The organism is Sphingomonas sp. T1, assembly GCF_902506585.1.
Taxonomy (GTDB): domain Bacteria; phylum Pseudomonadota; class Alphaproteobacteria; order Sphingomonadales; family Sphingomonadaceae; genus Sphingomonas; species Sphingomonas aerolata.
The window spans coordinates 1,255,508-1,268,643 of record NZ_LR733875.1 but is presented as its reverse complement, the minus strand read 5'-3'; the positions used below and the strand labels follow the sequence as shown (position 1 = coordinate 1,268,643).

Annotated in this window: 8 protein-coding genes; 7 read left to right on the top strand and 1 reads right to left on the bottom strand. The window is 65.6% G+C overall.

The window, feature by feature from the left end:
• Positions 1–304: 304 nt before the first annotated feature.
• The 7 genes from GV027_RS05640 (at position 305) to GV027_RS05610 (ending at position 12,071) form a co-directional block, all read left to right on the top strand.
• Positions 305–2,791, top strand: coding sequence for a TonB-dependent receptor (locus tag GV027_RS05640; protein ID WP_159511237.1), 2,487 nt, complete (start codon positions 305–307; stop codon positions 2,789–2,791).
• Between the two features lie 54 nt (positions 2,792–2,845).
• Positions 2,846–3,463 carry a TonB-dependent receptor domain-containing protein gene (locus tag GV027_RS21780; RefSeq protein WP_159511236.1) on the top strand — a complete coding sequence of 206 codons (618 nt, stop codon included), beginning with the start codon at positions 2,846–2,848 and terminating at the stop codon, positions 3,461–3,463.
• A 55-nt stretch (positions 3,464–3,518) separates the two neighbouring features.
• Positions 3,519–5,069 carry a tryptophan halogenase family protein gene (locus GV027_RS05630; protein ID WP_159511235.1) on the top strand — a complete coding sequence of 517 codons (1,551 nt, stop codon included), beginning with the start codon at positions 3,519–3,521 and terminating at the stop codon, positions 5,067–5,069.
• On the top strand, positions 5,066–6,601 hold the full coding sequence (locus tag GV027_RS05625; protein WP_236559058.1) for a tryptophan halogenase family protein: 1,536 nt from the start codon (positions 5,066–5,068) through the stop codon (positions 6,599–6,601). Before GV027_RS05630 ends, GV027_RS05625 begins: the two co-directional genes overlap by 4 nt.
• A 159-nt stretch (positions 6,602–6,760) precedes the next feature.
• Positions 6,761–8,311, top strand: coding sequence for a GH39 family glycosyl hydrolase (locus tag GV027_RS05620; RefSeq protein ID WP_328799385.1), 1,551 nt, complete (start codon positions 6,761–6,763; stop codon positions 8,309–8,311).
• Between the two features lie 21 nt (positions 8,312–8,332).
• A complete protein-coding gene (locus tag GV027_RS05615; protein WP_159511233.1) occupies positions 8,333–9,889 on the top strand; it encodes an alpha-L-fucosidase in 1,557 nt (518 codons plus the stop codon).
• A gap of 133 nt (positions 9,890–10,022) precedes the next feature.
• Positions 10,023–12,071: a beta-galactosidase gene (locus GV027_RS05610; RefSeq protein ID WP_236559057.1), complete on the top strand. Its 2,049-nt coding sequence runs from the start codon at positions 10,023–10,025 to the stop codon at positions 12,069–12,071.
• 58 nt (positions 12,072–12,129) lie between these two features.
• On the opposite strand, the gene GV027_RS05605 is transcribed toward GV027_RS05610, so the two are convergent.
• Positions 12,130–13,122 (bottom strand): SDR family oxidoreductase, encoded by a 993-nt coding sequence (locus GV027_RS05605; protein ID WP_159511231.1) that lies wholly within the window; start codon positions 13,120–13,122, stop codon positions 12,130–12,132.
• Positions 13,123–13,136 lie beyond the last annotated feature (14 nt).

Below are 13,136 nucleotides of genomic sequence, written 5' to 3'. Positions count from 1 at the left end.
CCCGAAGGCCGTTGCGCCCGACGAGGCCAGTGGATACGGGACCGGGCATGCCTGACGGGCCGGCGGGCGCTCAGCAACAAAGGTAAGCACTCGCGTCGCAAAAGTCGGCTCGCAGCTACCGGTTTGCTTAAATTTAACAAAATCAATTTATGATTTGATTGCTTTCGTTTAAGTCTCACATCTTCGCTTTGTCTCTATTGTCTTCTAAATCAGATCAGCCTAACGGCGGTAGCGGTAGCATTCGTTTACAGATGCGCCGTTGCTGATGTGGTGCGTCTGATGCGCTGCGGCATGGGGAGGGGTTATGAAGGCGTTCGTTCTGAATTCGGGGCCACGTGGGCGTGTAGCGATCGCGATGCGGGTCGGTGTGTCGCTTGCGGCGCTGCTGGCAGCAGGCGCGGGCAGCGCTGCATGGGCGCAGGCGGAAACGCAGACCGTGTCGCCCGACACGACCCAGGCCGCGACGCCGGGACAGGAGGTCGGTCAACCCGCGGCCGATGCGGCCGGGGACGGTGATATCGTCATCACCGGCCGTCGCGCCGCGCTCGAGGCTGCCGACGAGCGCAAGCGTCGCAGCGAGACGATCGTCGACTCGGTCGTCGCCGATGATGCCGGCAAGCTGCCCGACAACTCGATCACCGAAGTCCTGCAGCGCGTCTCGGGCGTCTCGATCGTCCGTTTTGCCGCACTCGGCGATCCCGACCATTATTCGGTGCAGGGGTCGGGCGTTCAGGTCCGTGGCCTGACGGGCGTCGCGTCACGCCTGAACGGCCGCGAGATCTTCAGCGCGAACAACGGCCGCGCAATCCTGTGGAGCGACGTCACGCCCGAACTGATGGCGGCGGTCGACGTCTACAAGGCATCGACGGCCGACCTGATCGAGGGCGGCACCGGCGGCCAGATCGACCTGCGCACAAAGATGCCGTTCGACTTCAACGGCAAGTTCCACATTGCTGGCACCGGCGAACTCGCGCTCGGCGACATGGCGAACAAGGCGGATCCGTCGGGGTCGGTGCTGATCACCGATTCGTTCGATACGCCGATCGGCCGGATCGGCCTGCTCGGCGACGTCGCGTTCAGCCAGTTCAGCTCGCTGTCGCAGTTCATCCGCGTCAGCCCGTATTTCAAGACCAAGCTCAGCGATGGCAACGAGCGGTACGTCCCCAGCGGCTTCGCCTATGGCGACGAGGCGTTTCAGTACAAGCGCTACGGCATCTATGGCGCGGCGCAGTGGCAGCCGGCCGAATCGCTGACCTTCACCGGCAGCTTCTTCCAGTCGCGCTACAAGAGCCAGTCGAGCGATTACGGCACGCAGCTGGATTCGCAGACTCTGGCGGTCGATCCGGCGAGCAGCTCGTTCGACAGCAACGGCCTGCTCACCAAGACGAGCGCGCTGTTCAACCGCGACACGGCGACGTTTGCCCCAACGGGTGGGTCGGTCAACAGCAGCGGCAACAAGGGGTTCGTCGAGAGCAACACGCGGACGCGCGATTATTCGCTGTCGTTCGTCTGGGCGCCCACAGACAGCCATGTGTCGCTGAAGGGATCGCTGCAGCGCGTCGATTCGCGGCAGGTCTATGATCGTCTCGACATCTTCCGCGACGTCGGCTTCGGCCAGAGCTTCGGCATGGATCTCACGGGCGACCTGCCGCAGATCACCGTCAGTCCTGCGACGCAGGCGTCGTTCGCCGATCCGGCCAATTATTTCTGGACGGCGTCGATGCCGCACAACGAACGGAACAAGGGGCGGCTCGATTCAGGGCAGCTCGATGCCGAATATACGTTCGACAACAGCTTCTTCCGGTCGGTCAAGGTCGGCGGCCGCTATGCCAAGCGGACCGAGCGCGATCTGTCGAACGGCTATAACTGGACCGCGCTGGGTCGCGGCTGGAACGGTGATCCGCAGCTGACCTATGCCAACGCCGCGCCGGGCGACGTCGCCAGCCATGCGTTCAAGGACTTCTTCCGCGGCAACACGACGCTGCCGGGCAACCTGATGTTCGCGTCGGAGGATCTGGCGTCGCGCTTCAACGAAAATCGCACCGGGCTGGTGACTGCACCGCCCGCCGGCTTCTGCGGCCCTGCGACCGTTGACGACGACAACAACCCCGCGACACCGAACGTGGCCAGCCCTCTCTATAGCAATTGCTCGTCCAAGGGGCAGCTCCCGGTCACCGGCTATGGCGGCCAGTTTAACCCCGACGGCACGCTGGCGATCCGCCCTGTCGGGTTCGTCCTGCCGGGCGATCAGGTCAACAATCGTACCGAGAATATCGCGGGCTATGCACTGCTCCGCTTCGGGCCCGAGGAAGGCGCACGCGGCATTTCCGGTAACGTCGGCGTGCGTGTCGTGCATATCGAGAATGAAGGCAGCGGGTTCATCCAGCAGAATGGCGGGACCGTCTTCATCCGCGACGGCGCGCAGGTGACGCTGGCGAACACGTTCCTCGCCCGCGGCGGCAAGGCGGACTTCACGCGCGTGCTGCCGTCGATCAATCTCGAATATTCGCCGACCGACCGGATCAAGGTCCGCGGCGGGTACAACATCACGATGGATCTGCCGAGCTTCAACGCGCTGCGTGCGTCGGGTTCGATCGGCGTGGCAACGACCCCCAGCCAGACGCCCGGCGGGATCGGCACGTTCAACAACTTCACCGCGGACACGGGCAACCCGTTGCTGAAGCCGACGCTGTCGAACAATGTCGACCTCTCGCTCGAGTATTACGGGCGGGCGGGCACGTCGTTCCATCTCGCCCCGTTCTACAAGCGGCTGACCAACCTGCCGATCTAGGCGCTGACCAGCCGGCAGGTCACGATCCAGTTCACGGACGGTACGACCGAGAATGTGGCGGCATCGGCCACCGACTATGTCAACTCGACCAAGGCGGCGACCGTCAAGGGCGTCGAGGCCGGTGGCCGGTTCTTCCTCGACATGCTGCCCGGCGCGCTTGCCGGGATCGGGTTCGAGGGTAATTACACCTTCATCAAGAGCAGCAATCCGGGCGATGTCTACCGCGACATCACCGGCGCCGCTCGCAACGACGCGCCGCTGGTAGGTCTGTCGAAGCATAATCTGAACGCGACGTTATTGTACGAGCGCAACCCGATCTCGTTGCGCGTCGCTTATTCCTGGCGCTCGCGCTATCTGTTGTCGACGAACAGCAACGGCACGAACGGCACCTATACCTATTATAGCGCGCCGGGCGTCGTGACTAACCAGGATGGCGGCCAAGATGCGTCGACACAGATCGCGTTGCCGATCTATGGCGGCAATTATGGCTCGGTCGATGCCGGTGTGCGGTTCAAGGTGAACGACCAGTTCTCGTTTGGCGTGCAGGGGACCAACCTGACCGCCGCGACGCAACGGACGCTGATGGGTGGGTATCCCGGCGGCAAGCTGGTCGGACGCAGCTGGTTCCAGGCCGATCGCCGTATCAGCACTGGCATAAACCTCGCCTTCTGACGATGATGCGTCCCCTGTCGACGCGCTGTCGGCAGGGGACGGAGCGGAGCGCGTGATGCGGAAGAGGATCCTGATTGTTGGCGGCGGTACCGCCGGCTGGCTGACCGCGGGCTATCTCGCGAAACGGCTCGGCGCCGATCTGGCGGGCGGGGTCTCGATCACGCTGGTCGAATCCAAGGACATCGGCATCCTCGGCGTGGGGGAAGGGACCTTCCCGACGATCCGGCGGACGTTGGCGACGATCGGCATCGACGAGGCCGAGCTGATCCGGCGATGCGGCGCGACGTTCAAACAGGGGGCGAAGTTCGTCCACTGGCGCCACGCGCCCGGGCAGGGCCGCACCGATCATTACTCGCACCCGTTCCAGGTCGCCGATGCGAGCGACGGCCTCGATCTGCTGCCCTATTGGCTGCTGGGGCATGGCGGCGCAGAGAATTGGGACGAGGTCTCCAATCCGCAAAAAAAGGCCGCGGATGCGATGCGTGCGCCTAAGCTCGCGACCAACCCCGATTATGTCGGGCCGCTCAACTACGCGTTTCATTTCGATGCGGTGGCGCTCGCCGGGCTGTTGCGCGAGCATGCGGTCAGGAACGGTGTCCGGCATCTGACCGACACCGTGTCCGAGGTGCTGCTCGCGGAAGATGGTGCAATCGGCGGGGTGCGCACCGAGCGGAACGGGATGCTCGACGCCGATCTCTATATCGATTGCACAGGCTTTCGTGCCGAACTGATCGGCAAGGCGATGAAGGTGCCGTTCCGGTCGTGCCGCGACGTGCTGTTCTGCAACCGCGCGATCGCCGCGCAACTGCCTTATGCAAAGCCCGGCGATCCGATCGCATCCTATACGATTTCGACCGCTCAGGAGTCGGGCTGGATCTGGGACATCGGGCTCGATCGCAGGCGTGGCATCGGGCACGTCTATTCATCCGACCATAGCGACGACGAGACCGCCGAGCGCGTGCTCCGCGGCTATCTGGGCGCCGGCGGCGACGAGGCCGAGGTGCGTCATTTAAAGTTCGATGCGGGGTACCGCGAGGTCAACTGGGTCAAGAACTGCGTCGCGGTGGGGTTGTCGAGCGGGTTTTTCGAACCGCTCGAGGCGACGGGGATCGCGTTTGCCGAAGTCTCGGCGGGGATGATCGCGAACCTGTTCCCCTGGGGCGGCGATTACGAGACGTCGGCGCGCCAGTTCAACGCCAACATGCTGCGCCGCTACGAGCGTGCGCTCGATTTCATCAAGCTGCACTACTGCATCTCGGAACGGCGCGACACGGCGTTCTGGCGCGACAATGTTGCCGACGCCTCGATCCCCGACAGCCTGCTCGAGCTGCTCGACCGGTGGCGGTTCCGGCCGCCCAACGAGCTCGACATCGACGGGCAGGTCGACATCTTCACCGACGCCAGCTGGCAATATGTCCTGTACGGCATGGGCTGGAAGACCGACCTAAGCGCAAAGGCCGGCGCGCTGCGCTATGCCGAGGATGCGCGGCGTGCGTTTGCCGAGGTCCGGCGTCAGGCCGACTATGCGGTCCGCAATCTGCCGTCGAACCGCGATCTGGTCACCTATGCGCAGCACCATCATTTCGGTGCGCGAGCGGCGGCGTGATCGATCCCGGCCCGGCCCGCATCACCCGGATCGTCATCGTCGGCGGGGGGACGGCGGGGTGGATGACCGCCGCCGCGATGGCGCGGCTGGTGGAGAGCGGCGTCGCGGTGACTTTGGTCGAATCCGAGGAGATCGGCACGGTCGGGGTGGGCGAGGCGACGATCCCCTCGCTGCTAGACTATAACCGGATGCTGGGTATCGACGAGGACGAGTTCGTCCGCGCGACGGGGGCGACGTTCAAGCTGGGGATCGAGTTTCGCGACTGGGGGCGGCTGGGCGACGCGTATTTCCACCCGTTCGGCACGCATGGCCGCGATGTCGAGGGGGTGGCCTTCCACCAGCTCTGGCTGCGTCAGGTAGGCCTCGCGCAACCCGGCATCCCGGGGGCCATCGGCGACTATTGCCTGTCCACGGTCGCGGCGCGCAACGGGCGTTTCATGCGACCTTCGGCGAACCCGCAATCGGTCCTGTCGACGCTGTCCTATGCCTTCCATTTCGATGCCGCGCTCTATGCCAGATATCTGCGCGACCGTGCCGAGGCGGCGGGGGTGGTGCGGATCGAGGGGCGCGTGGCCGCGGTCGATCGGCATGCCGGGACCGGCTTCATCGAGGCGGTCCGGCTCGCGGACGGGCGCGCGATAAACGGGGACCTGTTCATCGATTGCAGCGGGTTTCGATCGCTGCTGCTCGGCGATGCGATGGACGTCGAGTTTACGAGCTGGCAGCACTGGTTGCCATGCGATCGTGCCTGGGCGGTGCCGAGTGCGCCCCGCGATGCGCCGGCGCCGCATACACGCGCGACCGCGGAAGCGGCCGGCTGGCGCTGGCGGATCCCGCTGCAACACCGCGTCGGCAACGGCCATGTCTTTGCGAGCGACCATGTCGACGATGACACCGCGCTGCGCGTGCTGCTGGCCGGACTGGATGGCCCGCCGCTCGCCGATCCGCGCCAGTTGCGGTTCGTCGCGGGGCGGCGCGACCGGCTGTGGGACCGGAATTGCGTCGCGATCGGGCTGGCCGGCGGCTTTCTCGAGCCGCTGGAATCGACGAGCATCCATCTGATCCAGTCGGGTATCGCGCGGCTGATGAGCCTGTTCCCCGATACCGGGTTCAGCGCGGTCGAGATTGCCGAATATAACCGGCAGATGCTCCGGGAGTATGATCAGGTTCGCGACTTCATCATCCTTCACTACCATGCGACGACGCGGACGGATTCGGCGTTCTGGCGCCATTGCCAGAGCATGACGCTGCCGCCGTCGCTGCAGGCCAAGCTCGATCTCTGGGCGGGCCGGGCGCGAATCTTTCGCGAGCAGGGCGAATTGTTCACCCCCGACAGCTGGATCGCGGTCCTGCTCGGGCAGGGCATCCGGCCGGCGTCGGTCGATCCGCTGACCGCGGGGCTGCCGGTGGCGGAGAGCGCCATGTTCCTCGACCATGTGCGAGAGATGGTCGCCAAGACCGCCGAGGCGATGCCGCGCCACGCCGACTTTATCGCCCGGCATTGTGCGGCACCGCTGCGGACCGCGGCATGATACGATCGGCACGGCACAGCGATCGCTAAAAAGCTTATTTGTCGGACAAAGCTTGCCCTTCCGCCTGATTGCGCTACCATCATGGCAATTCGTATAAGAATGGGAGCGGGTATGCGGTGGGCGTCGAGCGCGGGAATGGCTGCGTCAATAGTCGTAGCGTTGGGCACTCTGCCGGCCGCAGCGGCCCCCGTTGCCCGTGGGGGCGAACGCCGCGTCGTCATCGATACCGCCAAGGCGGCAGGCCCGGTCGATCGATCCTTCGATCTGTCGATCGGTTCGGATTTCCCGGGCACGCTGATCCGCAGCGACAGCCAGGCGCAGCTAAAGACCGCGGTCGACGAGCTCGGTTTCCGTTACATCCGCTTCCACGACATCTTCCACGACGTCCTCGGCACGGTGCGCAAGACCGATGCGGGGATCGTCTATGACTGGACGAAGATCGACCAGCTCTATGATGCGCTGCTCGCCAAGAAAATCCGGCCCTTCGTCGAGCTCGGTTTCACGCCCAATGCGATGCGGACGTCGGAGCAGACGATCTTCTACTGGAAGGGCAATACCTCGCATCCCGATCCGGCGCTGTGGCGCGGGCTGATCGATGCCTATGTCCGCCATGTTCGGCAGCGTTATGGCGCCGACGAGGTTCGCCGCTGGTATTTCGAGGTCTGGAACGAGCCCAATCTCGACGGCTTCTGGGAAAAGGCCGATCAGAAGGCGTATTTCGATCTCTATGCGGACACCGCGCGGACGATCAAGGCGATCGATCCGGCGTTGCGGGTCGGTGGGCCATCGACCGCGGGCGCGGCCTGGGTGCCCGAGCTCCTTGCCTTTACGAAGCGGAACGCCGTGCCGATCGATTTCGTGACGACGCACACCTATGGCGTCGAGGGTGGTTTCCTCGATGAGGAGGGCAAGCAGGACACCAAGCTGTCGGCCTCGCCCGACGCGGTGGTCGGCGACGTGCGCCGCGTTCGCGAGCAGATCGAGGCGTCGGCCTATCCGGGGCTGCCGCTCTACTTCACCGAATGGAGCACGAGCTACACGCCGCGCGACTTCGTCCACGACAGCTATATCAGCGCGCCGTACATCCTGACCAAGCTGAAGCAGTCGCGGGCCTATGCGCAGGGCATGAGCTACTGGACCTATACCGACCTGTTCGAGGAGCCGGGCCCGCCGCCGACGCCCTTTCATGGCGGGTTTGGGTTGATGAACCGCGAGGGTATCCGCAAGCCGGCCTGGTTCGCGTATAAATATCTGAACGCGTTGAAGGGCCGCGCGATACCCGTGGCGGATGACACGGTGCTCGCCGCCGCCGATGGCGCGCGGATCGCGGCCGTGGTCTGGGACTGGCAACAGCCGGTCCAGACGCTGAGCAACAAGCCCTTCTACACGCGGCAGGTGCCCGCGGTCGCGGCCCGGCCGGTCGCGCTGACCTTCGATCACGTGCCTGCGGGGACGTACCGGCTGACCATCCGCCGGACCGGCTATCGCCGGAACGACCCGCTCTCGCTCTATATCGACATGGGCATGCCCGCGTCGCTCGATCCCGCGCAGCGCAAGGGGCTCGAGCAGGCCACGCAGGATCTGCCCGAACAGGAACGGACCGTCCGGGTCGGTCGCAACGGATCGACGCGCGTCACGGTGCCGATGCGGAGCAACGACATCGCGCTCGTCACGCTGGAACCCGCAGGCACCGCGGGCATCGAACAATAATCGGGCAAAAGGGGAGAAGACATGGCGGGATTTAGCAAGCGCGACGTGCTGGCCGCACCGCTGCTCGGCGCCTTGGGGGTCGGCGCAGCGCGGCTGGGGGCTGCGGCGGCTCCGGCAGGCGCAGCACGCGGCGGCCCGGCAATCCCCGCGGGACGCTTCGATGCGTCGGTCGCCTCGCTCAAGACCTATCAGACGCCCGACTGGTTTCGTGACGCGAAGTTCGGGATCTGGGCGCATTGGGGCCCGCAGGCCGTACCCCGCCAAGGCGACTGGTACGCCCGCTTCATGTATGTCCCCGGCCACCCGCATTACGAGCATCATCTCAAGACCTACGGCCATCCGTCGGAGCACGGCTACAAGGACCTGCTGCCGTTATGGACTGCGGACCGGTTCGATCCGGACGCGCTGATGGACAAATATGCCGCCGCGGGCGCCAAATATTTCGTCTCGATGGCGGTGCATCACGACAATTTCGACCTGTGGCGCTCCAAGCATCAGCGCTGGAACGCGGTGGCTATGGGGCCGAAGCGCGACGTGGTGGGGGAATGGAAGGCCGCGGCCACGCGGCGCGGGCTGCGCTTCGGCGTGTCCGAACATCTCGCCGCGAGCTATACCTGGTGGTATCCGAACCAGATGTACGATCAGTTCTGGCCGAAGCTCGGGCTGGACTATGACGGTGCCGATCCCGCCAACGCCGATCTCTATCACGGCAATCGCGACGAGCCCTACCGCAACACGCCGGCCTCCTGGTACACCACGAACGCCGCCTATCAGCGGCACTGGTTCGACCGGATCGTCGATCTGGTCGACAGCTATCAGCCCGACCTGCTCTATTCGGATGGCGGGCTGCCGTTCGGGGCCGTAGGCCGCGCCCTCGTCGCGCATCTCTACAATGGCAGCATCGCGCGGCGCGGCCGGCTCGAAGCGGTCTATACCTGCAAGAATTCGGGGTCTGGGGAATTCCACCGCGAGGCGTCGGTCGAGGATGTCGAGCGCGGGGTGCTCAAGGGCATCAATGCGCTGCCGTGGCAGACCGATACTTCCAATGGCGACTGGTTCTTCAACGACCGCCACCCCTACAAGACGACCAGCCAGATCGTCACGATGCTCGCCGATATCGTGAGCAAGAACGGCAACATGCTGCTCAACGTCGTGATGTATCCCGATGGCAGCCTGCCACCCGAGTCCGAGACGCTTCTGGCGGAACTGGCGCCGTGGATGGCGGTCAACGCGCCGGCGATCCACGGCACGCGGCCCTGGAAGATCTTTGGCGAGGGGCCGACCGAAACCGCCGCGGGCATGTTCTCGGAAAAAGCGGATTACACGCCGCGCGATATCCGGTTCACGACCAAGAAGGACCAGTTGTTCGCGATCACGCTCGGCGAGCCTGCGGGGACCGTGGCGATCGCCGCGCTGGCGCTCGGCAATCCGAACGAGCCGCGCGCGGTGCGGGCGGTCCGCCTGCTCGGCCATCGCGGGCCGATCCGCTTTCGTCAGACCGGGCAGGCGCTGGTGATCGACGTGCCCGCGACACTCCCGACCCGCCACGCCAGCGCGTTCCGGATCGACTTTGCCTGAGCGTCAGGTCCCCGCGTCACCAATCCACCCATTCGCCAGCTTGGCCCAGTACCGGCGCCCCCCGACGGTGGGCACCGCTTCGATAAGGACGACCATCTCCATGTTACGCCGCCGCGCGCAATCCATTGCCCTGATGTTGACCCTTGCAACGGCCGCGCCGGCGCTGCTCACGGCTCCTGCGGGCGCGCAGAGCGCCGCCGGCCATCCCGGCTGGCCCGGCAAGGGGCAGCTGTTCGTCGGCACCTGTTATCAGCCCGTCGACCGCAGCCCGGCGCAGATCACCAGCGATATCGCGGTGATGAAGACGGCCGGGTTCAACATGGTCCGGATGGGGGATCTGGCTTGGGACTATTTCGAACCCGAAGAGGGGCGGTTCACCTTCGAGCGCTTCGACGATGTGCTGCGTCAGATGCAGGCGGCGGGCATCCGGGTCATCGTCGACATTCCGGGCCAGCCGGCACCGATCTGGCTGCACAAGCGCTATCCGGGCGTCGACATCGTCACGCAGGACGGGGTGCGGGTCAACGCCGCCTCGCGCTACTGGGACAATATCAGCGATCCCGATTATCGTCGCCTCGCCGGTCGGCTCGCCGAGCGGATGATGCAGCGTTATGCCAAGCATCCCGCGGTGATCGCGCTGGGCTATGACAATGAGATCGGCAACGGCCAGATGTCCTATTCGGCGGCGGACCGGGATCGGTTCGTCGTCTGGCTGAAGCAGAAATACGGGACGGTCGACGCGCTCAACACCGCATGGGCGACGCAGCGCTGGTCCCGCCGGATCGGCGACTGGGATCAGGTCGACCTTCCCTATGGCCGGGGTCCGGGGCCCAATGAGCGCTATCTCGACCTGCGCCGCTTCTGGTCGGACGACACGATCGGCGCGCTGAAGGACCTCGAATCGATCCGCAAGCGCTTTGCCCCGAACCTGCCGGTCGCGTCGAACTTCTGGCCGACCGCAGGGACCAAGGGGTTCGATTATCTCCGCTCCTGGCAAGATGTCTCGACCTATGGCGCGCAGGGATTCTATCCCGGCGACCCGCTGGGTGCGGGGTTCGAGGTCATGATGAACCGGGCAGGGCACCAGACGCCGGTCTGGTTCAACGAGTTCACTGCCGGAGGCGGGGGCTTTTACGGTACACCCGGGCGGTCGCGGATGTGGGCGTATTTCGGGCTGCTGCATTATGCGCAGACGGTTCTCGCCTGGACCTTCAATTCTCATCTCGGCGGTGAGGAGCAGGCCTTGTTCGGGCTGGTCGACCATGACGACCGGCCGTCGTGGAAGGTGGGCGAATTCGCGCAGATCGCGCGCGAGTTCCGCCAGCTCCAGACGATGGGTTTCCCCCGCTACGACCCGCCGCAGGTCGCGGTGCATTATTCGTTCGACACGATGTGGCTGACCAGCCCGCCGCCCGGGCCGAACACCACGCCCGAATATTTCAAGACCGACTACACGACGGCAGTGAAGGCGGCGTTTGCGCCGCTCTACCGCGACAATATCGATGCGGCGGTGATCGATATCGGCCACGACCCGATCGACAGTTACAAGCTCGTCATCGTGTCGAGCGCGTATCTGGTCGATACGAAGATCGCGGCGGCGCTACGGGGTTACGTCGAGCGCGGCGGCACGGTCGTCATGACGGGCTATTCGGCGAAGGTGGATGCGACCGGGAAATGGTTCGGCACGCCCTTGCCGGGCGGCATGACCGACGTGCTCGGGTTGCGGACCAACGCCTTCTACCGATCCGAACAGCCGCTCCGCGTCCGCTTCGAGGGCCGCGAACTCAGCGGTACGGACCCCTATTACGAGGTGCTCGAGCCGAGCACGGCAAAGGTCCTCGCGCGGTTCGAAAACACGCCCGACAAGAGCCCGGCGATCACCGTCAACACATTCGGCAAGGGGCAGGCGATCTATCTCGCGACCGCGGCGCAACCGGGGTTGATCGATCCGCTGATTCGGTCGCTCTACGCCCAGCTGAAGATCCGGACGGGGCCGGCAACTCCCGACGGGGTGGTCGCGCGCACGGTCGAAGGACGGACGCTCTACGTCAATACGACGTCCGGTGCGCTGAGCGTGGCGATGCCCGGCGCGAAGTCGGGTACGGCCCGCGACGTTCTGACGGGACGCAAGCTGCCCGGCGCGCTCGACCTCGCGGGCTATGGCGTCGCCCTGGTCGAGTAAGGGGCGTCGCGCTGGGGGCTCGAGGCTGATGCTTCGAGCCCCAGCGCGACAACACTCGTCAGGCGGGCTGGCCATTGCCGCCGGTCGACCCGAAGATCTGCCCGGTCGAATAGCTGAGCGACGGATCAGCCGCTGCGACATAGAGCGCGGCGATTTCAGCCGGCTGGCCCGCACGCGCCATGGGCGAATCGCCGCCGAAGCTGCGCAGTTTTTCAGGCGTAGCGCCGCCGCTGACCTGCAACGGTGTCCAGAACGGGCCCGGCGCGACCGCATTGACGCGGATCCCGCGGCTGGCGACCTGCTTTGCCATGCTCTTGGTGAAGTTCAGCACCGCCGCGCGGGTGAGTGCATAATCGACGATGTCGGGCGACGGGTTGCCGGCCTGCTCCGAAGAGGTGTTCACGATCACCGCGCCTGCACCCATCCGCTCGAGCGCGGCCTTGGTCAGCCAGAACGGCGCATAGACGTTGGTCTTCATCGTATCGTCGAAATCCTGGCTCGAGATATCGGCGATGCCCGGGCGGGTCTGCTGGCGCGCGGCATTGTTGACGAGGATGTCGAGCCCGCCAAGCTGTTCGGCGGCCTGCTGCACCAGCTTGCGGCAGAAGCGTTCGTCGCGCAGGTCGCCGGGAATCGCGACGGCCTTGCGTCCCTCCGCCCGGATCAGCGCGACGACTTCGCGCGCGTCGGGTTCTTCGGCCGGCAGGTAGTTGATCGCGACGTCCGCGCCCTCGCGCGCATAGGCGATCGCCGCAGCGCGCCCGATCCCGCTATCGCCGCCCGTGATCAGCGCCCGCTTGCCGGTCAGCTTGCCCGACCCCTTGTAGCTCGTCTCGCCATGATCGGGCCGCGGCGTCATCTTCGACGCGAGACCCGGCCAGGGCTGACGCTGGACGGGATAGGGCGGCTTGGGATAGGCGGCAGCGGCAGGCGTCGGCGCGGCGGCGGGCTTGCCGCCACCCTGCGCCGCAGTGGCAACGGTAGTCGCGGCAAGCGCGCCAGCAGTGACGGCGGCGCCCGACACGAAGGTGCGGCGTGTTGGATCGGTCATGGTTCAGCTCCCGG

What these genes read in the sequence shown, in the direction of transcription:
- GV027_RS05640 (WP_159511237.1), top strand. Translation starts at nt 305, where the DNA reads ATGAAGGCGTTCGTTCTGAATTCGGGGCCACGTGGGCGTGTAGCGATC.
- GV027_RS05630 (WP_159511235.1), top strand. Translation starts at nt 3,519, where the DNA reads ATGCGGAAGAGGATCCTGATTGTTGGCGGCGGTACCGCCGGCTGGCTG.
- GV027_RS05615 (WP_159511233.1), top strand. Translation starts at nt 8,333, where the DNA reads ATGGCGGGATTTAGCAAGCGCGACGTGCTGGCCGCACCGCTGCTCGGC.
- GV027_RS05610 (WP_236559057.1), top strand. Translation starts at nt 10,023, where the DNA reads ATGTTGACCCTTGCAACGGCCGCGCCGGCGCTGCTCACGGCTCCTGCG.
- GV027_RS05605 (WP_159511231.1), bottom strand. Translation starts at nt 13,122, where the DNA reads ATGACCGATCCAACACGCCGCACCTTCGTGTCGGGCGCCGCCGTCACT.